Raw genomic sequence first — 23,010 nt, 5'->3', positions numbered from 1 at the left:
AGTTAACGGCTGATCTTGGTTGTTGAGGTGGTCAGTTGTTGGCCGGGGTGAGCCGGCCTTCGAAGGCGATCTGGAAGGCGTTCAGTGGTGCTTTCCAGCGCATGGTCCAGCGTCGGCGGCCGGCTCCGGTCGGGTCGAGGCTCATCAAGGCCATGTAGACGCACTTGAGTGCGGCCTGCTCGTTCGGGAAGTGGCCACGAGCTCGCACGGCCCTGCGGATACGGGCGTTGACGGACTCGATCGCGTTCGTGGAGCAGATGACCTTGCGGATCTCCACGTCGAAGGCGAGGAACGGCACGAACTCCGCCCACGCGTTCTCCCACAGCTTCACGATCGCCGGATACTTACGGCCCCACGCCTCGGCGAACTCGAGGAACCGCTCGGTGGCGGCGTCCTCGGTCGCCGCGGTGTAGACCGGCCGCAGCGCTTTGGCGATCTTGTCCCAGTCCTGCCGGGCGGCGTAGCGGAACGAGTTGCGCAGCAGGTGCACCACACACGTCTGCACGATCGTGCGCGGCCACACCGTCTCCACCGTCTCCGGCAGTCCCTTGAGCCCGTCACAGACCAGCATCAGCACGTCGGCCACGCCGCGGTTCTTCAACTCGGTGAGCACGTGCAGCCAGTACTTGGCGCCCTCGCCGCCGTCACCGGCCCAGATACCGAGGATGTCGCGGTGGCCGTCGACGGTGACCGCCATCGCGAGGTAGATCGGCCGGTTCGCGACCTGACCGTCCCTGATCTTGACGTTGATGGCGTCGATGAACACGACCGGGTAGACCCGGTCCAGGGGCCGGTTCTGCCACTCGGCCATGCCGTCCATGACCTTGTCGGTGATCGTGGAGATGGTCTGCTTCGACACCTCAGCGCCGTAGACCTCAGCCAGGTGCGCGGCGATCTCGCCGTGGGTCAGGCCCTTGGCCGACAGCGACAGGACCATGTCGTCGACGCCGGTCAGACGCCGCTGCCGCTTACGCACGATCTGCGGCTCGAACGTCCCGGCGGCGTCGCGTGGGACCCGCACCTCGACCGGCCCGACGTCGGTGAGCACCGTCTTGGTCCGGCTGCCGTTACGGGTGTTCCCGCTACCCCGACCCGCCGGGTCGTGCTTGTCGTAGCCGACGTGGTCGGTGATCTCCCCATCCAACGCCGACTCGAGGACCCGCTTCGTCAGCTGCTGCAGCAGCCCACCCTCGCCGGTCAGCTTCAACCCGTCACCACGAGCCCGATCGACCAGCATCGCGATCAACTGCTCATCCGTGACCGCACCCACCGGCTCCACGGCCGGCTGTCCCACGGTGGTCTCGGTCGTCATCTGGCGTCTCTCCCTTGATCGGTCGATCAGCCGTTATTTGTACAGTCCCGGTGCCAGCAGAGTTGGAACGCCTCAGCCCAGGGCCAGGTGTCGGGGATGGACAGGATCTTCCGGCGGGCGTGGCTGGCCAGCTTGGCGGGTAGGTGCAGCAGCCGGTAGCGCAGGGTGCCGGGTTCGGCGTCGGCGAGGTCGGGCTGGTCGTGCAGGCCGAGCAGTCGGGTGCAGGCGGCCAGATCGGCGGCGATGTTCGCGGCTAGGACCCAGCCGCGGTTGACGGTCCAGGCCTTCGAGGGCAGGTTTCGCAGGCCCATGGCCTTGTTCGTGCGCACCTGATCTTCCACTCCGGCGTGCGAACGGTGCAGCACGTCGAGCCATTGCGGCTGGTGAGAGCCGGCCACGCCGTGGATGCGGCGGATGTTGGTGGCGACGATCGCGTACCGCCAGCCGGTACGTTTCTCCAGGTCGGTTAGGTTCCTGACGTGTCGGGTGGACGGTCTGGTCCGCCGCACGATCAGCCGTAGCCCGTCGATCCAGTTGCCGACCCGCTGGTTGAGGCCGGTCAGCTCGGCGACCTGCGCCTGATCGGTGGCATTACCGTCGGGTTCGAGGCTGCTGGTCCAGGCATCGGCGGGCAGCACGGCGATCGCGGTCTCGTCGGCGTCGGTGATCGTCCAGCCGACAGTGAACTTCACGCTGTGAGCTTCCCCCGCTTTGCTGGAGCGGTGGTTACCTGCTGCCGGCTGGCGCAGGGGTGGCGATAGGTGGTTCGGCTGGTTGCCTCTGGTGGGTGTGCCAGGCGGTCTCGTACTCGTTCGGGCTGAGGTAGCCCAGTTCCTTCTGGATGCGGCGGGTGTTGTACCAGCCGTCGATGTAGGCGAAGATCGCGTTCTCGGCCTCGTCGCGGGTCCGCCAGCTCGTGCGGTAGACGAGTTCGATCTTCAGCGTCGACCAGAAATTCTCCATCAGGGCGTTGTCGTAGCTGTCGCCGACGGAGCCCATCGAGGGCAGGATCCCGTTGTCCTGTAAGCGTTCCGCGAACCGGAACGATGTGTAGTTCGACCCGCGATCTGAGTGGTGGATCAACTGGCCGTCGCGGACGTCGCGCGACCAGATGCCGTATTCGAGGGCGGCGAGGATCAGGTCGGTGTCGCAGCGGTTGGAGGTCTTCCAGCCGACGATTCGGCGGGAGAAGACGTCGCGGACCGCGGCGAGCCAGAACACGCCTTCGCCGCAGGGGATGCGGGTGGCGTCGGCGACCCAGAGCCGGTTCGGCCCGGTGGCGGTGAACTGCCGCCCGACAAGGTCCGGCGCCGGTGTGTGCCGTGGGTCCTGCCGCGTGGAGCCGCCGCGCCAGCCGCGGCGCAGGAACGCGCCCTGCCAGCCCTGCTGCGTCATCAGCCGCTCGACGCGTTTGCGACCCACGTAGATGCCGTCGCGGCGTAGCTGGCGGTGGACCCGGTCCGCGCCGTAGGTGCGCCCGGAGGTCTCCCAGATCTCGTGAATGTTGGAGATCAGGCCCAGGTCGACCACGTCGCGGTCGCAGGGCGCCTCGGCCTGCTTGACCCACGCGTAGTAGGTCGAAGCGCCGATGTTCAGGACCCGTAGCAGGAGCGCGACCGCGAACTGGTCACGGTGTTCATCAATGAACGTCATGACCGTCGCCGGGTCGGGTCGAGCTCCGCCGCGAAATACGCGCTCGCCGCTTTCAGGATCTCGTTGGCCCGCCGCAGCTCGGTGACCTCCCTGCGCAGCCGGCGGTTCTCCTCGACCATCTCGCTGGTCGGCCGGTCGTGACGCTCACCCGTGTCAGCCTCGGCCTGACGGATCCAGTTCCTGAGCGCCTCGTGATGCACGCCGAGCTGCTCGGCCAAGCGCCGGATCACCGGCTTCGGGTCCGATTCGCGGTACAAGCGCACAGCGCGCTGACGGAGCTCATCGGGGTACTTCTTCGGTGCTGCCACGGATACTTCCTCCCCCACGGCCATCAGACCATGGTCAAGAAACTCCATGAAAGCGGGGGTGGCTCACTGCGCCACAGCCGGTTCATCTGCTCCAGGTGGGTCACCAGGTCGTGGGTGGCGCCGGCCCCGTCGACCCGCACCAGGATCTTGCGCCGGTATCTGACCGGCAGTTGGGCGACCGCCTCACCCAACACCCGGATGTGATCAACCACGGTGTTCGAGCCGGCGTTGCCCGGCCGCAGCAGCATGGCCAGGCTCTCGCTGGTGTTCGCGCACCACGCCCCGAGGGGGTGGAACCCGAAGCCTTTCTTGAACGTGGCCGCCGCGCCCTGCTTGTCGGAGTGAGCGGTGATCAGGGTGGCGTCCAGATCGATGACCACCCACCCGGTCAGCAGCTTGCCCGCCACCAGCAGCCACGGAAACCCCTGCGGCCGGCGCTCGAGAAGCTCCCAGACCCGGGCGCGGGCCTTCGCCCGCGCCTTGGCGATCCGGCGCAGGGCGGTCTCGTCGAGGCCGGCCAGAGCACGGCGCACGGTCGCTTCCGACGGTGGCTCGGCGAACACCAGCGCCTGATGGGCGAGCAGCCCGATGTCGGACATGCTGGTCGCGCCGAGCACGATCGCGGTCGCCAGGCAGATCAAGACCGTGCCCCGGTCCCACCACCCCGGCCCCGCACCGCGAGGCAGCACCGCGTTCAACGCCCAGGCCAGCCCGGTCCGGTCCGCGCACCGCCGCAGCAAAACCGCGCCGGCATGCCCGACCAAACCCTTCCCACCCGCCGCGACCTGCAGCCGCTGATCCCACCCGCTACTCTTACTCACCAGAAAGGTGCACCCGACTCTGCTGTGGACATGACGTAGACACTCACATCCTTGCAGGCCAGGCGCACCTTTCCTTCATGACCCTCGATGAATCAAATCCGCTCTGAACGGACGAGGCTGGTGCGCAACATGCTCACCGCCGGATACCTGGAGGACTGGAGATGGGGCGCCACGCTGTCCGGCGCGCCGCAACTCGTGGCGGGGCACCCCGCAAGGCGGGATCTTGTCACCACTGCTGGCCAACATCGCCCTGTCCACGCTGGATGAACACTTCAACCGGCAGTGGAAATCCTTCGGCGACGGCAACCAGCGGCACCGGCGGCGGGCACGCGGGCTGGCCACCTGGCGGCTCGTGCGCTACGCCGACGACTTCGTCGTGCTCGTCAAAGGCCAACAACATCACGCCCAGGCGCTGCTCGATGAGATCGCCCAGGTCATCGCCCCACTCGGGCTACGCCTGGCCGAAGACAAGACCCGCGTGGTGCACATCGACCAGGGCTTCGACTTCCTCGGGCACACGATCGTGCGCCGCACCAAACGAGGAAGCCGCAAGGCCTACGTGTTCACCTTCCCGTCGACCAAGGCCATGCAGGCCATGCGGGACCGAACACGCGAGTGCACCAAGAACAGGTCAACCCTCTACCGCGACCTCGACGAGATCCTGCTGACCCTCGGCCGGTCGCTACGAGGCTGGGCGAACTACTTCCGCCACGGCTCCTCCAGCCGCTGCTTCCAGCAGATCGACTACCACGCCTGGAAGCGCATCGGCGGCTGGATACGCCGCAAGCACCACCCCATCTCCTGGCGGGAGATCCGCCACCGCTTCACCCACGGCGGACGATACGCCCACAACGGGATCACCTTCTACGGCGCCGCCAGCGTCAAGATCAAACGCTACCGCTACCGCGGCAGCAAGATCCCCAACCCCTGGACCATCACAGCAACAACCACAACGTGAACAACGGGCAAGACACACGGAGAGCCGGATGCGCGGAGACGCGCACGTCCGGTTCGGGCGGGCGGCCAGCGGAAACGGACCGAGAGCAATCCCGGCACCGCGCCGCTGGCCGAGGGACTGTACAAATAACGGCTGATCGACCGATCAAGGGAGAGACGCCAGATGACGACCGAGACCACCGTGGGACAGCCGGCCGTGGAGCCGGTGGGTGCGGTCACGGATGAGCAGTTGATCGCGATGCTGGTCGATCGGGCTCGTGGTGACGGGTTGAAGCTGACCGGCGAGGGTGGGCTGCTGCAGCAGCTGACGAAGCGGGTCCTCGAGTCGGCGTTGGATGGGGAGATCACCGACCACGTCGGCTACGACAAGCACGACCCGGCGGGTCGGGGTAGCGGGAACACCCGTAACGGCAGCCGGACCAAGACGGTGCTCACCGACGTCGGGCCGGTCGAGGTGCGGGTCCCACGCGACGCCGCCGGGACGTTCGAGCCGCAGATCGTGCGTAAGCGGCAGCGGCGTCTGACCGGCGTCGACGACATGGTCCTGTCGCTGTCGGCCAAGGGCCTGACCCACGGCGAGATCGCCGCGCACCTGGCTGAGGTCTACGGCGCTGAGGTGTCGAAGCAGACCATCTCCACGATCACCGACAAGGTCATGGACGGCATGGCCGAGTGGCAGAACCGGCCCCTGGACCGGGTCTACCCGGTCGTGTTCATCGACGCCATCAACGTCAAGATCAGGGACGGTCAGGTCGCGAACCGGCCGATCTACCTCGCGATGGCGGTCACCGTCGACGGCCACCGCGACATCCTCGGTATCTGGGCCGGTGACGGCGGCGAGGGCGCCAAGTACTGGCTGCACGTGCTCACCGAGTTGAAGAACCGCGGCGTGGCCGACGTGCTGATGCTGGTCTGTGACGGGCTCAAGGGACTGCCGGAGACGGTGGAGACGGTGTGGCCGCGCACGATCGTGCAGACGTGTGTGGTGCACCTGCTGCGCAACTCGTTCCGCTACGCCGCCCGGCAGGACTGGGACAAGATCGCCAAAGCGCTGCGGCCGGTCTACACCGCGGCGACCGAGGACGCCGCCACCGAGCGGTTCCTCGAGTTCGCCGAGGCGTGGGGCCGTAAGTATCCGGCGATCGTGAAGCTGTGGGAGAACGCGTGGGCGGAGTTCGTGCCGTTCCTCGCCTTCGACGTGGAGATCCGCAAGGTCATCTGCTCCACGAACGCGATCGAGTCCGTCAACGCCCGTATCCGCAGGGCCGTGCGAGCTCGTGGCCACTTCCCGAACGAGCAGGCCGCACTCAAGTGCGTCTACATGGCCTTGATGAGCCTCGACCCGACCGGAGCCGGCCGCCGACGCTGGACCATACGCTGGAAAGCACCACTGAACGCCTTCCAGATCGCCTTCGAAGGCCGGCTCACCCCGGCCAACAACTGACCACCTCAACAACCAAGATCAGCCGTTAACTTGACACTCCCAGAGCCGGATGCGCGGAGACGCGCACGTCCGGTTCGGGCGGGCGGCCAGCGGAAACGGACCGAGAGCAATCCCGGCACCGCGCCGCTGGCCGACCCCACGACGGCCCGGCAGAGCCGGGCCGCGCGCACGCGCTATGACCTACGGCCCCGCGCGCACGCCCACCAACACCGAGACAACCACGAGCCCCGGCCATCGACCAGCGGGGCCGTGACGATCCCATCGTCAAACACTCTCACTACGTACTTCCGGGGATCGAGTAGGGGGCCGGGTCGCCCGACCCCCTCTCACACCACCGGACATGCGGGCCCGCATCCGGCGGTTCGTTAAGCCGCTTGGTTGAATCGTTGCCAGAGTTGGAAGAGCCGGTGCAGGCCGAGGTTGTCCCAGTAGGCACCGGGCAGGGCGACGCTGAGCGCGGTCGACCTCGCCATACGCCAGTGGCCCCGGTGGCTGTTGCCCCATTGGTGGGCTTGGCCAGTCGGGATCCCCAGCGACTTGAGGGCCCGCACTCTGCGTTTCGGAAGTTTCCACTCCTTCCAGCGCACCTGCCGTAGCCGGCGGTGTAGCCAGGCATCCACCCGACGGAACACGCTGGGTGTGCCGACCAGACGGAAGTAGCCCATCCACCCGAGGATGAACCCGTTGAGTTCCTCGATCCGCCTGCCCATCGGCACCCGCCAGTTTCGGCGGGTCAGTTGGCGCAGCCGCTGCTTGAGCCGCAGCACCGCCTTGGGATCGACCCGGATCCTGACCTCAGATTTAGAACAGTAGAACCCGAATCCGAGTAGCGTCGCCTTCGGAGCCGGGCGCACCGAGGACTTGTCCTGGTTCACCTTGAGCTTGAGCCGCTCCTCGATCACCTTCGTGACCGAGCCGAGCACCCTTTGGGCGGCTCGTTCGCTGCGCACGAACACGCGAATATCGTCGGCGTAGCGGACGAACCGGTGACCGCGCTGCCACAGCTCCCGGTCCAAGTCGTCGAGCATGATGTTCGACAAGATCGGCGAGAGCGGGGAGCCTTGCGGCGTTCCCTCCTCGGTCGCCAGTTTGACCCCGTCGACCATCACCCCGGCTTCCAGGTACCGGCGGATGAGCTTGAGCAGCTTACGGTCGTCAACCTTGCGAGCCACCCGCGCCATCAGCGTGTCGAACTGAACCCGGTCGAAGAACCGGTCCAGATCGACATCGACGACCCAGCGCAGCCCGTCAGCGACCGCTCGCCGCGCGACCCGTACCGCCCGGTGGGCGGACTTGCCGGGACGAAACCCGAAGCTGGCACCGCTGAAATGCGGGTCGAAGATCGGCGTGAGTACCTGCGCGATCGCCTGCTGGATCAACCGGTCCAGCACCGTGGGCACACCCAGATTCCGCGAACCGCCCCCGGGCTTGGGGATCACCACCCGGCGTACCGGCTGCGGCTGGTACGTGCCCGCGTCCAGAGCCGCCCGGACCTGCCCCCAGTGCTGACGTAGCCACCCACGAAGCTCGTGCGTGGCCAGGCCATCCACACCGGGTGCACCCCGATTGGACTCCACACGCTTCAGCGCCCGGCCAAGATTCTGCGGCGTGAGCATCTGCTCCCACAACGACAGCTCCCCGGCCTCGAAGGCGTTCTCCCCAATGCGCGCCGACCGGCCGCTACGCTCCACCGCAGGCTTTGACGGACTCACCGTCGCCGCCCTCGATGAGCCCACGTCCGCGGGATGGCTGCGATCACCGCGACCGGCACGAGCAACACCAGATCCTTCGCCTCACCTAACGTTCGGCCCTTCCCGACGTGAAACATCGATCCCCGCCGGTACTATGGCCTCTGCTGACTTCTGCCCGGTCCATCCCGCCCTCACGGCCGAGACGGTCACCACCATCGGCGGTGACACCCGGACAGACCTCCCCGGATAAGAACGACCACTTTCCCCCTACGCCCGCCGCGTCTACGTGACGGCCCTGTCGATGGTGACGGGCTTCGTCGTGCGATGCCGACTCACCCAAACCGTCCCGCCTCACTACGCGGTTCGTGTTCCTCGGTGCAGGGTTTCGCCTCGGGCTTCCTCCCGACCCCGCCTCACGACGACGCCGTTGCCTCCGGCTCGGGGCAAGCACCACCTCTCTCCCCAGGGGACTCTCACCCCCAAGCAATCGCCCATGCCGGGCATACATCGAGTAGGGGGCCGGGTCGCCCGACCCCCTCTCACACCACCGGACATGCGGGCCCGCATCCGGCGGTTCGTTAAGCCGCTTGGTTGAATCGTTGCCAGAGTTGGAAGAGCCGGTGCAGGCCGAGGTTGTCCCAGTAGGCACCGGGCAGGGCGACGCTGAGCGCGGTCGACCTCGCCATACGCCAGTGGCCCCGGTGGCTGTTGCCCCATTGGTGGGCTTGGCCAGTCGGGATCCCCAGCGACTTGAGGGCCCGCACTCTGCGTTTCGGAAGTTTCCACTCCTTCCAGCGCACCTGCCGTAGCCGGCGGTGTAGCCAGGCATCCACCCGACGGAACACGCTGGGTGTGCCGACCAGACGGAAGTAGCCCATCCACCCGAGGATGAACCCGTTGAGTTCCTCGATCCGCCTGCCCATCGGCACCCGCCAGTTTCGGCGGGTCAGTTGGCGCAGCCGCTGCTTGAGCCGCAGCACCGCCTTGGGATCGACCCGGATCCTGACCTCAGATTTAGAACAGTAGAACCCGAATCCGAGTAGCGTCGCCTTCGGAGCCGGGCGCACCGAGGACTTGTCCTGGTTCACCTTGAGCTTGAGCCGCTCCTCGATCACCTTCGTGACCGAGCCGAGCACCCTTTGGGCGGCTCGTTCGCTGCGCACGAACACGCGAATATCGTCGGCGTAGCGGACGAACCGGTGACCGCGCTGCCACAGCTCCCGGTCCAAGTCGTCGAGCATGATGTTCGACAAGATCGGCGAGAGCGGGGAGCCTTGCGGCGTTCCCTCCTCGGTCGCCAGTTTGACCCCGTCGACCATCACCCCGGCTTCCAGGTACCGGCGGATGAGCTTGAGCAGCTTACGGTCGTCAACCTTGCGAGCCACCCGCGCCATCAGCGTGTCGAACTGAACCCGGTCGAAGAACCGGTCCAGATCGACATCGACGACCCAGCGCAGCCCGTCAGCGACCGCTCGCCGCGCGACCCGTACCGCCCGGTGGGCGGACTTGCCGGGACGAAACCCGAAGCTGGCACCGCTGAAATGCGGGTCGAAGATCGGCGTGAGTACCTGCGCGATCGCCTGCTGGATCAACCGGTCCAGCACCGTGGGCACACCCAGATTCCGCGAACCGCCCCCGGGCTTGGGGATCACCACCCGGCGTACCGGCTGCGGCTGGTACGTGCCCGCGTCCAGAGCCGCCCGGACCTGCCCCCAGTGCTGACGTAGCCACCCACGAAGCTCGTGCGTGGCCAGGCCATCCACACCGGGTGCACCCCGATTGGACTCCACACGCTTCAGCGCCCGGCCAAGATTCTGCGGCGTGAGCATCTGCTCCCACAACGACAGCTCCCCGGCCTCGAAGGCGTTCTCCCCAATGCGCGCCGACCGGCCGCTACGCTCCACCGCAGGCTTTGACGGACTCACCGTCGCCGCCCTCGATGAGCCCACGTCCGCGGGATGGCTGCGATCACCGCGACCGGCACGAGCAACACCAGATCCTTCGCCTCACCTAACGTTCGGCCCTTCCCGACGTGAAACATCGATCCCCGCCGGTACTATGGCCTCTGCTGACTTCTGCCCGGTCCATCCCGCCCTCACGGCCGAGACGGTCACCACCATCGGCGGTGACACCCGGACAGACCTCCCCGGATAAGAACGACCACTTTCCCCCTACGCCCGCCGCGTCTACGTGACGGCCCTGTCGATGGTGACGGGCTTCGTCGTGCGATGCCGACTCACCCAAACCGTCCCGCCTCACTACGCGGTTCGTGTTCCTCGGTGCAGGGTTTCGCCTCGGGCTTCCTCCCGACCCCGCCTCACGACGACGCCGTTGCCTCCGGCTCGGGGCAAGCACCACCTCTCTCCCCAGGGGACTCTCACCCCCAAGCAATCGCCCATGCCGGGCATACATCGAGTAGGGGGCCGGGTCGCCCGACCCCCTCTCACACCACCGGACATGCGGGCCCGCATCCGGCGGTTCGTTAAGCCGCTTGGTTGAATCGTTGCCAGAGTTGGAAGAGCCGGTGCAGGCCGAGGTTGTCCCAGTAGGCACCGGGCAGGGCGACGCTGAGCGCGGTCGACCTCGCCATACGCCAGTGGCCCCGGTGGCTGTTGCCCCATTGGTGGGCTTGGCCAGTCGGGATCCCCAGCGACTTGAGGGCCCGCACTCTGCGTTTCGGAAGTTTCCACTCCTTCCAGCGCACCTGCCGTAGCCGGCGGTGTAGCCAGGCATCCACCCGACGGAACACGCTGGGTGTGCCGACCAGACGGAAGTAGCCCATCCACCCGAGGATGAACCCGTTGAGTTCCTCGATCCGCCTGCCCATCGGCACCCGCCAGTTTCGGCGGGTCAGTTGGCGCAGCCGCTGCTTGAGCCGCAGCACCGCCTTGGGATCGACCCGGATCCTGACCTCAGATTTAGAACAGTAGAACCCGAATCCGAGTAGCGTCGCCTTCGGAGCCGGGCGCACCGAGGACTTGTCCTGGTTCACCTTGAGCTTGAGCCGCTCCTCGATCACCTTCGTGACCGAGCCGAGCACCCTTTGGGCGGCTCGTTCGCTGCGCACGAACACGCGAATATCGTCGGCGTAGCGGACGAACCGGTGACCGCGCTGCCACAGCTCCCGGTCCAAGTCGTCGAGCATGATGTTCGACAAGATCGGCGAGAGCGGGGAGCCTTGCGGCGTTCCCTCCTCGGTCGCCAGTTTGACCCCGTCGACCATCACCCCGGCTTCCAGGTACCGGCGGATGAGCTTGAGCAGCTTACGGTCGTCAACCTTGCGAGCCACCCGCGCCATCAGCGTGTCGAACTGAACCCGGTCGAAGAACCGGTCCAGATCGACATCGACGACCCAGCGCAGCCCGTCAGCGACCGCTCGCCGCGCGACCCGTACCGCCCGGTGGGCGGACTTGCCGGGACGAAACCCGAAGCTGGCACCGCTGAAATGCGGGTCGAAGATCGGCGTGAGTACCTGCGCGATCGCCTGCTGGATCAACCGGTCCAGCACCGTGGGCACACCCAGATTCCGCGAACCGCCCCCGGGCTTGGGGATCACCACCCGGCGTACCGGCTGCGGCTGGTACGTGCCCGCGTCCAGAGCCGCCCGGACCTGCCCCCAGTGCTGACGTAGCCACCCACGAAGCTCGTGCGTGGCCAGGCCATCCACACCGGGTGCACCCCGATTGGACTCCACACGCTTCAGCGCCCGGCCAAGATTCTGCGGCGTGAGCATCTGCTCCCACAACGACAGCTCCCCGGCCTCGAAGGCGTTCTCCCCAATGCGCGCCGACCGGCCGCTACGCTCCACCGCAGGCTTTGACGGACTCACCGTCGCCGCCCTCGATGAGCCCACGTCCGCGGGATGGCTGCGATCACCGCGACCGGCACGAGCAACACCAGATCCTTCGCCTCACCTAACGTTCGGCCCTTCCCGACGTGAAACATCGATCCCCGCCGGTACTATGGCCTCTGCTGACTTCTGCCCGGTCCATCCCGCCCTCACGGCCGAGACGGTCACCACCATCGGCGGTGACACCCGGACAGACCTCCCCGGATAAGAACGACCACTTTCCCCCTACGCCCGCCGCGTCTACGTGACGGCCCTGTCGATGGTGACGGGCTTCGTCGTGCGATGCCGACTCACCCAAACCGTCCCGCCTCACTACGCGGTTCGTGTTCCTCGGTGCAGGGTTTCGCCTCGGGCTTCCTCCCGACCCCGCCTCACGACGACGCCGTTGCCTCCGGCTCGGGGCAAGCACCACCTCTCTCCCCAGGGGACTCTCACCCCCAAGCAATCGCCCATGCCGGGCATACATCGACGCCGCACCGCTACGCGGCACGCCACCGGATCACGCCTTCGCCGCCACCATGGATGCATCAGCATCGACGCATGGGCATTGATAGCACGTACGTGACGGCAACCGTGACGGCAACCTCCGCAGCCAACCACGAATCGGTACAGCTGGCCGCCACCCTCTGCTACCTATGCGGATTCGCCGATACGACCCGCGATCGCCAGCCTAATACCTCGGGCAATGGATCCGAGATCGCCGAAGTCCAGCCCAGCGGCCTCGACATGGAGCACGCACGCTGCTTCTGCTGATCCCGATGGGTAAAGCGGAGAGCTTGCCCATTCAGCAAGGGCCGACCGAAGCATCCGGGATGCATGGTTCTCAACCTCCGCTTGCCCCTCAGTGCCCGTTCCAGCACCAGCTTCCAATGGTGGGGTGGCCAAAATTATCGGAGGAACCCCGTCGTTCCTGGAATTCCGTAGCACTTGCGCCTGCCCAAGAATTGGCGTCCCCCCGTAGCGGTCATGTGCAACCGTGTAGTGCACGACCGCTGCATCGCAACCCGCACCCACTTGCGCGAGAGATCCACGCCGGACGGCGACCCCCGGAAGACCTCCGAGCAGGAGAGAGAGCTGTTCCGACTTGGATTCGGACGAAGAGGCAACGACAAACCTCACTACTGCTCCTCCTAGCATCCGATGCCAGTACTCATGCTGGGCATAATACGCGGACGGCCAAGCTTCGAAAGATCATCGGACCCGAGCGCTACGCCACCGTCAACAACATCTGCCGTGTGCGGCATAATGGCGCTGGCCGGAATATCCGCCCTACTAACGACGGTTCGCACAACGGTATACGGTCCTTCATTCGGATACGCACCGTACGCCCGCCGCGCATATTCGGAAGCACCGCGTTCTGTGTAGGAAAAGTATTTTGAACCACCATCAGGACTCCGAAATGAACGAGTCGAGTGAATGTCATTCAACTCAGCGCCTTGGACCGCCCGGTAGAGATAAATCTGCCCTGGGTCCAATCCCCCTTGGTTGTGGACCAACACCGGGGTTTTGCCGGCGAGCACATAGTACGTGTGGACGTTGGCGACGGTGAGGTTGTGGACGACGGCCCGCGGCACAGCCCAGCGGTCGATGGCCGTGACCTGGACGTAGGTGCCGGCGCTGGTCCGCAGCCACTGGCCGGGCCGCAGGTCGGTGGCGTCGATCCACTCGCCCAGTTCAGCCACCCAGAACGGGTGGCCGTCGGTGGCGGTGACCTCGGCTGTCTCCGAGCCCCGGTCGCCGTCGGTGTCGATGGTGACCTTCACCAGCTTCTTGACACCGTCGCCCTTGATCGCCGCGGTGACGGTCTCGACCTCGGTACGGCCGGTTGCCGGATCAGTCACGCGAACCTTGTCGCCCGGTTTCACGTCCTCGATCGGCTTCGTGGAGCCGTCGGCCATCAGGACCCTGGTACCGGGCACGAAACTGTTGCTCGTCTTGCACGCACCACCGCTGGAGCCACCGTTACTGCGGGCGGAGGCACCCGACTTGCCGCCGGGCTTGGAGTCGCCCTTGCCACCGCCGGACTTGCCGCCGCCGGATTTGCCGCCGCCGGACTTGCCGGCGCCGCTGGAGGCCGCCGACGAACCCTTCGGATTGGACCTGGCCTGGGCGTCCTTCTGGGCTCGGTTGCCGGTCTTCTTCGAGGCGTTGACCGCCCTGTTGCTGGTGGTGTTGGCCTTGTCGGCGGCCTTCTTCTTCGCCGCCTGCGCGGCCTTCTTCGCCCGTTCGGCCGCCAGCCTCGATTCGTCAGAGGGTTTTGATCCCTCGCCGTCCGTTTCGGTTTGACCGTTTTGTCCCACGCGGTTGGGGGTCGGGGTCGGCGCGTGTCGCTGCGCGGGCGCCGGTTCTCCAGGTCCGGGTGGTTTCTCTGCTGGTAGGGCCGGGGGGACGGGTCAGGTCGGCGGGGGTATCAGGCCTAGGCGGTGCCAGCAGAGTTGGAACGCCTCAGCCCAGGGCCAGGTGTCGGGGATGGACAGGATCTTCCGGCGGGCGTGGCTGGCCAGCTTGGCGGGTAGGTGCAGCAGCCGGTAGCGCAGGGTGCCGGGTTCGGCGTCGGCGAGGTCGGGCTGGTCGTGCAGGCCGAGCAGTCGGGTGCAGGCGGCCAGATCGGCGGCGATGTTCGCGGCTAGGACCCAGCCGCGGTTGACGGTCCAGGCCTTCGAGGGCAGGTTTCGCAGGCCCATGGCCTTGTTCGTGCGCACCTGATCTTCCACTCCGGCGTGCGAACGGTGCAGCACGTCGAGCCATTGCGGCTGGTGAGAGCCGGCCACGCCGTGGATGCGGCGGATGTTGGTGGCGACGATCGCGTACCGCCAGCCGGTACGTTTCTCCAGGTCGGTTAGGTTCCTGACGTGTCGGGTGGACGGTCTGGTCCGCCGCACGATCAGCCGTAGCCCGTCGATCCAGTTGCCGACCCGCTGGTTGAGGCCGGTCAGCTCGGCGACCTGCGCCTGATCGGTGGCATTACCGTCGGGTTCGAGGCTGCTGGTCCAGGCATCGGCGGGCAGCACGGCGATCGCGGTCTCGTCGGCGTCGGTGATCGTCCAGCCGACAGTGAACTTCACGCTGCGCCACAGCCGGTTCATCTGCTCCAGGTGGGTCACCAGGTCGTGGGTGGCGCCGGCCCCGTCGACCCGCACCAGGATCTTGCGCCGGTATCTGACCGGCAGTTGGGCGACCGCCTCACCCAACACCCGGATGTGATCAACCACGGTGTTCGAGCCGGCGTTGCCCGGCCGCAGCAGCATGGCCAGGCTCTCGCTGGTGTTCGCGCACCACGCCCCGAGGGGGTGGAACCCGAAGCCTTTCTTGAACGTGGCCGCCGCGCCCTGCTTGTCGGAGTGAGCGGTGATCAGGGTGGCGTCCAGATCGATGACCACCCACCCGGTCAGCAGCTTGCCCGCCACCAGCAGCCACGGAAACCCCTGCGGCCGGCGCTCGAGAAGCTCCCAGACCCGGGCGCGGGCCTTCGCCCGCGCCTTGGCGATCCGGCGCAGGGCGGTCTCGTCGAGGCCGGCCAGAGCACGGCGCACGGTCGCTTCCGACGGTGGCTCGGCGAACACCAGCGCCTGATGGGCGAGCAGCCCGATGTCGGACATGCTGGTCGCGCCGAGCACGATCGCGGTCGCCAGGCAGATCAAGACCGTGCCCCGGTCCCACCACCCCGGCCCCGCACCGCGAGGCAGCACCGCGTTCAACGCCCAGGCCAGCCCGGTCCGGTCCGCGCACCGCCGCAGCAAAACCGCGCCGGCATGCCCGACCAAACCCTTCCCACCCGCCGCGACCTGCAGCCGCTGATCCCACCCGCTACTCTTACTCACCAGAAAGGTGCACCCGACTCTGCTGTGGACATGACGTAGACACTCACATCCTTGCAGGCCAGGCGCACCTTTCCTTCATGACCCTCGATGAATCAAATCCGCTCTGAACGGACGAGGCCAGCTTCTTGGCGTTGAGGGCCGCCGTCTCCGCCGCCTTCGCGGCGCGCAGCACCGCTTCCGCGGCACGTTTCGCCGCCCGCCATGCCTGGATCGCGTTGATCGTCCGGTTGACCGCCTTGATCACGCCCGGGACCTTGGCGACCTTCGTCCACGGGATGGCGTCCAGGATGAGGCTGCCGCACGACCACAGGTCGCCGCCGAAGCAGCTCAGGGCGTCGTTGATGCCGATGAACTCCTTCAGCATGTACCACGCCGAGTCGAGGATCACCGACATCAACGACCGGCCCATCGTGGACTGCGCCTGAGCCACCTGCGCCGCCGACAGGCCCGCGCCGGCCAACGCCGCCGCCTTCTCCGAGGCGGTCAGCGACACCGACAGACCGGACGGGTCCGAGTGCGTCACCGGGTTGTTGTGGGCGTACGCGTACCCGTTGGACTGCACCGGGTCGGCGATGTCCAGGACCGGGTCCGCGGAGAGGAACCGACCCACCACCGGGTCGTACAGGCGGGCACCGAGCGGTGTGTAACCGGAGGCGTCGTCGCGGTGCGCTCCGAGGAACCCGGCATGGGTCTGCACGTTGACGCCGAGCGACCCCGCGCCGCGCTGGTTGCCGAACGGGTCCTGCTTGCGGATCCGCACCGACATCGCGCCCGACTGAACGACCTCCGCGTACGGGCTGCCCTGGTGGTCACCGGCTAGCGCGACCAGGGTGGGAGGAGCCGTGGCCGTCGCGTAGCGCAGCACCGCGCCGCCGGGGACGGCATACGTGCGCTGCGTGTTGACATGCACTCCACCGCTCTGGACCGTCAGCACCGACTCACCGAGGTACAGCGTCGCCTGCTGCCCCTGGATCGTGAGCAGGCGGCTGCCGCCCGGCCCGTAGATGTGGCGGGTCTCCCTCTGCGGCTGCCACTTCTGCGCCGCCGCGGCGCTGTCGCAGACCGCCAGCACGATCGGGGTTCGGTTGGCGGTGGCCCCGTCCCTGACGGCAAGGCACAGGTTCGAGGCGGTGTGCCTGAGCTGCCCGGTGGGCAGGCGCGCCAGTCGCTGGCCGGTCGACCCGGCGCACTCTTGGACCTGCACTGCCGACCCGACCGTGTTGGCGGTCGGCTGGAGGCACCAGTCGTCGTACGCGGAAACGGTGCCCAGGGTGGCGTCGGCCTGGTTCGGTGCCGGCGCGAACGCCCACTTCTGGGCGATCGTTCCGTTGCACGAGTACAGCTGGACCGGCTGGCCGGCCGCCGGGGTGCCGCCGCTCAGGTCGATGCACTTGTTCGCGAGACCGACGTACGCGGTCTTGCCCTTGCCGCCCTCGCCGGTGATCCGGTCGACCTGCCCGTCGTACGTCCAGGACAGCACCTGCTGGTCGCCGTTCTCCACGGACGTGACGACCTTCGTCTCACCGGTCAGCTCGTACAGCCGCTCGGCGGCGGCGGTGACGGCCGCACCGTCCGGGGTGACGTAGTCCTTGGTGACCTTGGTGAGGGTGCGCGGCTGGCCGCCGTCGACCTTGCCGTAGTCGTAGCTGGTCGTGGCGTCCTTGGCGGTGTCGCCGGTGAGGTCCTTCTCCACCAGCTTCGTGCGGTTGCCGAGCAGGTCGTACTCGTACTCCTGCCAGTAGCCGGTGCCGTCGGTGCCGGCCGTCACGTCGACGGTGCCGTTGGCGTCGGCCGACCCGACGGTGCAGGCCGACTGACTGTTGGACGTCCACGCCTCGACCAGTTGGCCGAGGGCGTCGTACTCGAAGCACTGCCGCTCCTCGATGCCGAGCGAGCGTTCGCGGATGGCGGTGACGTTGCCGGACGAGTCGTACCAGTAGGAGCGCTTCGACACCAGGTTGGCGGCGACGATGCCCTTGTCGCCGGTCTGCTCGCGATAGACCTGCTGGTCGGTGAGGGCGCCGCTGGCCTCGTCGTACGACGCCATCGTCCACACCCGGTACGGCTGGGCGCCGAGCGTCGAGCGCAGCACCTGCCCGTACGGCGAGTAGACCGTCTCGGAGCCGTACCAGTCCTTGCCGGACACCGACAACGGCAGGCCGTCCTTGGTGTAGCGGGTCAGCACCTTCTCGGCCGGAAGTCCGCCGACGGCCGGCAGGGTGACAGCCTCGGGCAGGCCGGTGTCGGTGTACGCGTAGTCGTACCGGTAGGACGTTCGCAGGCCCCAGGTGTCGGCGATCGGCTGCGGCAGCGTCAGGGTGCTCGACGTCGGCTGGTAGTCGTCGGTGTAGCCGCCGATCGACTGGGTGTACGCCTGGCCGTCGGTGTGTCGGGTGGCGGTGGCGGGCAGGCCCTTACCGCCGGGGGCCGTGTCGTAGGTGTACGCCGCCAGGACCGTGCCGGTGCTGGTGCCGAACCGCTGCTCCGTCGGGCGGTGCAGCTGGTCGTAGCCGTTCCAGACGGTGATGTTGCGCCCGTTGGTGGCGGTCTCCTGCCGGTCGAACCGGTCGTAGGTGAACCGGTTGGTGCCGCTGTCCGGGTCGACGGCCGTGACCAGCCGACCACGGTGGTCGTAGGTCCAGCTCCACGGGTGGGTCGGGTCGGCCGAGTGGGTGGCCTGCACCAGCTGGCCGCGCGCGTCGTACTGGTAGCGCATCGAGGTGTACGACGTGCGGCCGGCGTTGGTGAAGGTGTCCAGGCGGGTGGTCCGGCCCAGGGCGTCACTGAACAGCCGGTAGGATGCCGATCGAGCCGGGTTGATGACCGTGGAGTGGTCGGCGCCGTACTCGTAGCGGGTGGCCCGGGACGGGCTGTCGACACCACCCAGGACGGGCATCTCCTGGGTGACCCGGCCGAGGCCGTCGTAGCTGTAGCGGGTGGCGTTGGGCACGGCCGTGTCGGCGAGCGGCGTGAACAGCTGCCCGATCGGGGACCCCTCGGCGAGGTAGGCGTTCTGGGTCTTCCACACCTCGCCGGAGCTGTTGTACAGCGTGTCGGTGATCAGTCGGCCGCCGCCGGTCGCCTCCACCTGGGTCTGCCGCTCCCGGCCCAGCCCGTCGTAGAGCGTGACGGAGGTCTGGATCCGGTCCTCGTGGCCCCGGCTGAAGGTGGTGACGTACGGCGGTTTCCCGGCCGGGGTGGCGTACTCGGCCCGGAAGTCCGGCACGGCCCCGGCCGACGGGGGCCGGCCGGCCGCCCACGCCTCGACGAGCCGGCCCAGCGGGTCGTACCTCGCCTCGCTGACCCGGTCGTTGACGTCGGTGATCTTGAGGGAGACGGCGCGCCCGGGCTCCAGTTCCCGGGTCTGCCTGTGCCCGAGTGAGTTCTCCTCGCTGACCGAGAAGGCCTGACCGCTGGCGGGGGTGTAGGTGATCTTCGAGGTCCTGCCGTCGACGTCGGTGCGCGTCACCACGCGGCCGATGGCGTCGAAGCCGGTGGTGCCGTCGGACTGGAAGCCCGACCCGTCGCCCTTCAGCGACCAGGTCTGGGTGGCGAGTCCGCGGGTCGAGGCGCCGAGGGCGACGTCGTACCCCTGGCCGTCGTAGGCCACCCGGCTCGCCGAACTCAGCGTCGTCAGGTCGTCGAAGGTGGCGGCGGCGCAGGTGGTCGGACTGCTGCGGACCTGCCTGGTCAGCCCGACGAGGTTCCGGTCGGGCCGGTGCAGGTACTCGAGGAAGGCGCACGACTCGTCGCCGGTCTTTCCGGTGTCGCCGAGGGATTCGACGTGCGTGGGTAGGCCGTGCGTCGACTCGAAGGTGGTCTTCGTCTCGACGATCCGCAGGGTGCGGGCGTCGTCGCCGCTGCCGGAGGAGCGGGCGTAGGCGACCTGCCGCGGCTCGGTGACCCGCCAGGCGCGCAGCGGGCTGAGGCCGTCGGCGCGGGTGCGGCGGGCGAGTTCGCGGGCCTCGGGGAACGTGACGCTGCGGGTCAGCCACTCGCCGTCGGCGTCGTCGGCGCTGGCGTAGGTCAACTCCTCGGCGATCCGTCCGGCGAACGGCTCCCGGTCCTTGGCGATCTCGGCGCCGGCGATGTCCGTCACCGACACGGCGTCGCCCAGTCCCCGGAAGTAGCGGGTGACGGACTTGGTCCGGCTGCTGCCGACGGCCGGGACGTCCGCGCCGGTGTGGACGGTGACCTGCGCGAAGCCGGCGAACTGGGAGTACGTACGGGTCGACTTCTTGGTGAACTCCCGCTCGGCGAGCCGCCAGCCCGGGTTCGCGTAGGTGTATCGGGTGACGGTGGCGACCGAGGGGCCGTCGATCGCGGGCAGCTCCTCGACGGTCTCGACCACGTACTTGTGGAACCAGTCGATCTCCTCGGCCGCCGGGTCCGGATGCCAGAACGCCGGATAGCAGAGCCGGTTGTTGGCCTTCAACGCGGCGGTGTCGGTCTTGCCGGGCAGGCCGGAGCCGGTCTTGCAGTCGCCGGTGGGCGCCCGGTAGGTGACGACCGTCTCGCCGCCGTACTCGTTGATGACCCGGGCGACACGCAGCCGGGAGAAGCCGGGACGGTGGTCCCGTTTGACCCGGTTCGGCATGTCCTCGGCGTTGGGCTCGAAGCGCACCGGGTTGAGGGTGACCTTAGCGTCGGTCGTTCCCTTGCGGCCGTAGCCGGTACGGGTGATCGACTCCAGCCACAGGGCGGTGTTGGGGCCGGTCCGCAGGACCGGGAAGGACTGCCTGAGCTGGTACTCGTCCACCACCTGGCGAGCGGTGGTGTCGGTACGCCGCTGGGCCGACGTAATGATCTTGTCCAACCGCTTGCGGCTGAAGAAGGACGGCGCCGCGTTCCAGCACTTCTTCCCCGCGGCGCAGCGCAGGTCGGCCGGGGTGTCGTACCAGATGCGGTACTTGCTCGGTTGCTTGGCGGTGAAGTTGGCCTCGCTGCAGGTCAGGCCGCCCTCGTCGAAGCAGCGCTCGGCCACGGTGAAGCCGACCCGGGCGGCAGCGGTCGCCGAGAACAAGGTGTCCCGACGCTGCCCGTAGTAGATGTGGGTGAGGTAGCCGCCGCGGTTGTACTGGACCGGGTCCTTGAAGTTGAAGTTTCGGGCGTAGTGGTTGGTTTCCTTGGCCCACCACAGCGACATGGCGTTGCCGTGGATGTCCTCGACGTAGTCCAGGCCCCACCGCCAGGCCTGGGTGCAGTGGGAGCCGGGCCAGTCGCCGGAGCGGTAGCAGGGCTCGCCCGGGTGGTTGCCGTACACCGGCACGGTGAGCACCGAGTTGGTGACCGGGTCGTCCGGGTCATCGCCGTGGTTGGACCAGCCCGGCAGGCGGTGGCGGCCGAAGTGGTAGCGGGTGCCGTCGCGGGTGGTGACGATCCAGTACTCGCCGTCAGCGTCCCCGTTGCCCAGGCCGGTGTCCTTGACCAGCTCCACCCGGGAGCCGTCGCCGTTGGCGGTGAGCCAGCTGCCCTGGCCCTCGTCCCAGACCAGCTCGGTGGTCATGCCGCCGAGGGACAGGGTGGCGTTGTCGGAGCCCCAACACAGGTCGGCGGTCCGATGCTGGGCGTTGTTCGCGCCCGACTTCTTCGCGTCCTGCCGGCAGGTGGCGTAGCTGCGGGTGATCGCACCGGCGTTGAAGTCCCAGCCGTCGCCGATCCAGGAGGCCTGGTTGTTCGTCGCCGAGGTGCGCCCGTCCACCGACTGCGAGGAGTAGGACAGGGCGACCTTCGGCATCAGGCCGCCGGCCGTCTCCGGCACCTGGACCTGGTACGAGTAGGTGAACGCGCCGGACGACGAGCCCGCCGCCCAGGAGCCTGACGACAGCAGCGGTGTGGCGGTGTAGTCGCCGGCCGCCGACGCGCCGGTGTCCAGCACACCGACCACACTCGAGCCCGCTGACGACGCGGCGGCGCTCCGCGCGGCACCGGACGCGGCGGCCGTCCCGCCGGCCAGCAGCGAGGCGACGGGGACGGTGCCGGTGACCACGCGCCGGGTCGGCTCCTCTTCGGCGGCCGGACTGTTGGTCGGCGCCTCGTCGGCCGGCACCAGCTCCACCTCGCTCGGCACGGCCTGCGCGGGGGCCGAGCCGGTGGGGGCGACCGCCCGCGCCGCCATGCCACCCCCGGCGCCGCCGCCGGTCGCGCAGTCGCCGGTGTCCGGCGCCTCGTAGACGCAGTCGGGCAGCAGCATGACGCCGAAGCGGTCGGCGGCCTGTGGGCCGTACAGGTCGGCGAAGGGCGTGTAGTCGACGCTGAGCGCCACCTCGGCGGCCGGGTCGGCGGTGACCGGCGGGGTGACCTTCATGATCAGACCCGAGACGCCGGCATCCTGCGACGTCTCGGGGGCGGCGAGGTCCACCGTCCAGGTGCCGGCGAGGGCGGCCGGGTCGGCGCCCTCCGGCACACCGAGGGCGACCGGCAGGTCGTCGACCGGTTTCGTGGCGCCGGCCTCGACGCCCGTCAGGTCCACGGCGCCGCTGTCCTGCTGCCACGGGGCGACGGCCTGCGGCGCGTACGGGTCCACCGGGACCGTGGGGGCGGTGGTCATGTCCGTCTCGGCGCTCTCGTCCTGGGCGACCCGCGCGCTCTCCGGGATGTCCGGCAGGTCGACCTGGATCTCGTCGCGGTTCATGCCCGGCCCGGGAATCGCCCACGCCGCGGCGGGCAGGCTCGTCAGGGTCAGGATCACCGACAGGAACAGCACCGTCGCGGTACGTCACCGGCGACGACCCGGCCCTGTCGCGGTCCGTCGGCCTTGCCACCGCGAAGACAGCAAACCGGTACGCATACGCGTCGACTCCCACCCAGGCGCGAAGACGGAAAAGTAGGTGCGGAAAACCGCGGACGCACCCGCCGGGTGCGGCACGTGCGTGAGCACCTTCCGTCACGAGCAGCCACCACTCAAGCCCGCACGGCACGACCGAGACGGATTCGAATGATCTGAGTCACGCCACTTAACAGGATCAGCAAGGGTAAATGGAATGATTTACCGCAACAGCGAACAACACTCGATCCGAGCACTGATCCGGATACTCAAACGCGGACACAAGATCCATATCTGGCGCTCCTCGGCGATCACCGGCAAAGCAGGTCACGGATTCATAACGTTCCCGGGATAGACGAGACGTGGGGGCGCCGGGCATCGTGTGCC

At 68.0% G+C, this 23,010-nt stretch carries 12 protein-coding genes and 2 pseudogenes; 3 read left to right on the top strand and 11 right to left on the bottom strand.

The features are described from left to right. Nucleotides 1–31 precede the first annotated feature (31 nt). From QTQ03_RS26985 to QTQ03_RS26965, 5 genes are all read right to left on the bottom strand, one after another. Complete coding sequence (locus QTQ03_RS26985; RefSeq protein WP_289280611.1) at nucleotides 32–1,237, bottom strand: IS256 family transposase; 1,206 nt, start codon at nucleotides 1,235–1,237, stop codon at nucleotides 32–34. 101 nt (nucleotides 1,238–1,338) lie between these two features. Then, entirely contained in the window at nucleotides 1,339–2,061 is a 723-nt protein-coding gene (locus QTQ03_RS26980) for a transposase (RefSeq protein ID WP_289281011.1), read from the bottom strand. Then, nucleotides 2,039–2,965, bottom strand: coding sequence for an IS3 family transposase (locus tag QTQ03_RS26975; protein WP_289277269.1), 927 nt, complete (start codon nucleotides 2,963–2,965; stop codon nucleotides 2,039–2,041). The genes QTQ03_RS26980 and QTQ03_RS26975 overlap by 23 nt, the downstream gene beginning before the upstream one ends. Continuing rightward, nucleotides 2,962–3,297, bottom strand: a complete 336-nt coding sequence (locus QTQ03_RS26970; protein ID WP_289280475.1) for a transposase — start codon at nucleotides 3,295–3,297, stop codon at nucleotides 2,962–2,964. The genes QTQ03_RS26975 and QTQ03_RS26970 overlap by 4 nt, the downstream gene beginning before the upstream one ends. After that, the gene (locus QTQ03_RS26965; RefSeq protein WP_289280474.1) at nucleotides 3,297–4,094 is read right to left on the bottom strand and encodes a transposase; all 798 of its coding nucleotides are present in this window, start codon (nucleotides 4,092–4,094) and stop codon (nucleotides 3,297–3,299) included. Before QTQ03_RS26965 ends, QTQ03_RS26970 begins: the two co-directional genes overlap by 1 nt. Before the next feature lie 91 nt (nucleotides 4,095–4,185). On the opposite strand from QTQ03_RS26965, the gene QTQ03_RS26960 reads away from it, so the two are divergent. Next, complete coding sequence (locus QTQ03_RS26960; RefSeq protein ID WP_353890653.1) at nucleotides 4,186–5,052, top strand: reverse transcriptase domain-containing protein; 867 nt, start codon at nucleotides 4,186–4,188, stop codon at nucleotides 5,050–5,052. Between the two features lie 237 nt (nucleotides 5,053–5,289). Next, nucleotides 5,290–6,495, top strand: coding sequence for an IS256 family transposase (locus QTQ03_RS26955; protein WP_289280776.1), 1,206 nt, complete (start codon nucleotides 5,290–5,292; stop codon nucleotides 6,493–6,495). A gap of 365 nt (nucleotides 6,496–6,860) precedes the next feature. Here the strand turns inward: QTQ03_RS26955 and ltrA (QTQ03_RS26950) are convergent, their stop codons facing one another. From ltrA (QTQ03_RS26950) to ltrA (QTQ03_RS26940), 3 genes are all read right to left on the bottom strand, one after another. Further along, entirely contained in the window at nucleotides 6,861–8,207 is a 1,347-nt protein-coding gene (gene ltrA / locus QTQ03_RS26950; RefSeq protein ID WP_289278740.1) for a group II intron reverse transcriptase/maturase, read from the bottom strand. A 557-nt stretch (nucleotides 8,208–8,764) separates the two neighbouring features. After that, nucleotides 8,765–10,111: a group II intron reverse transcriptase/maturase gene (ltrA, locus tag QTQ03_RS26945; protein WP_289278740.1), complete on the bottom strand. Its 1,347-nt coding sequence runs from the start codon at nucleotides 10,109–10,111 to the stop codon at nucleotides 8,765–8,767. A gap of 557 nt (nucleotides 10,112–10,668) precedes the next feature. Further along, nucleotides 10,669–12,015: a group II intron reverse transcriptase/maturase gene (gene ltrA / locus QTQ03_RS26940; RefSeq protein WP_289278740.1), complete on the bottom strand. Its 1,347-nt coding sequence runs from the start codon at nucleotides 12,013–12,015 to the stop codon at nucleotides 10,669–10,671. A gap of 561 nt (nucleotides 12,016–12,576) precedes the next feature. On the opposite strand from ltrA (QTQ03_RS26940), the gene QTQ03_RS26935 reads away from it, so the two are divergent. After that, nucleotides 12,577–12,789 carry a hypothetical protein gene (locus QTQ03_RS26935; protein WP_289280472.1) on the top strand — a complete coding sequence of 71 codons (213 nt, stop codon included), beginning with the start codon at nucleotides 12,577–12,579 and terminating at the stop codon, nucleotides 12,787–12,789. A 722-nt stretch (nucleotides 12,790–13,511) separates the two neighbouring features. Here QTQ03_RS26935 and QTQ03_RS26930 read toward each other — a convergent pair. The 3 genes and pseudogenes from QTQ03_RS26930 to QTQ03_RS26920 form a co-directional block, all read right to left on the bottom strand. After that, nucleotides 13,512–14,276 (bottom strand): annotated as a pseudogene (locus QTQ03_RS26930) (polymorphic toxin-type HINT domain-containing protein); the annotation flags it as partial. 153 nt (nucleotides 14,277–14,429) lie between these two features. Beyond that, nucleotides 14,430–15,857, bottom strand: coding sequence for an IS1380 family transposase (locus QTQ03_RS26925; RefSeq protein ID WP_289280471.1), 1,428 nt, complete (start codon nucleotides 15,855–15,857; stop codon nucleotides 14,430–14,432). A gap of 49 nt (nucleotides 15,858–15,906) precedes the next feature. Further along, nucleotides 15,907–22,563, bottom strand: a pseudogene (locus QTQ03_RS26920) (ricin-type beta-trefoil lectin domain protein); the annotation flags it as partial. Nucleotides 22,564–23,010: the final 447 nt, after the last annotated feature.

The sequence above is a fragment of the Micromonospora sp. WMMA1363 genome, assembly GCF_030345795.1.
GTDB lineage: Bacteria > Actinomycetota > Actinomycetes > Mycobacteriales > Micromonosporaceae > Micromonospora.
This window is presented reverse-complemented; position numbering and strand designations above follow the sequence as displayed.

Bases quoted from the DNA above. Each gene is read 5' to 3' on its own strand.
- QTQ03_RS26985 (WP_289280611.1), bottom strand. From the start codon at position 1,237: ATGCTGGTCGATCGGGCTCGTGGTGACGGGTTGAAGCTGACCGGCGAG.
- QTQ03_RS26975 (WP_289277269.1), bottom strand. From the start codon at position 2,965: ATGACGTTCATTGATGAACACCGTGACCAGTTCGCGGTCGCGCTCCTG.
- QTQ03_RS26970 (WP_289280475.1), bottom strand. From the start codon at position 3,297: ATGGCCGTGGGGGAGGAAGTATCCGTGGCAGCACCGAAGAAGTACCCC.
- QTQ03_RS26955 (WP_289280776.1), top strand. From the start codon at position 5,290: ATGCTGGTCGATCGGGCTCGTGGTGACGGGTTGAAGCTGACCGGCGAG.
- QTQ03_RS26935 (WP_289280472.1), top strand. From the start codon at position 12,577: ATGGGCATTGATAGCACGTACGTGACGGCAACCGTGACGGCAACCTCC.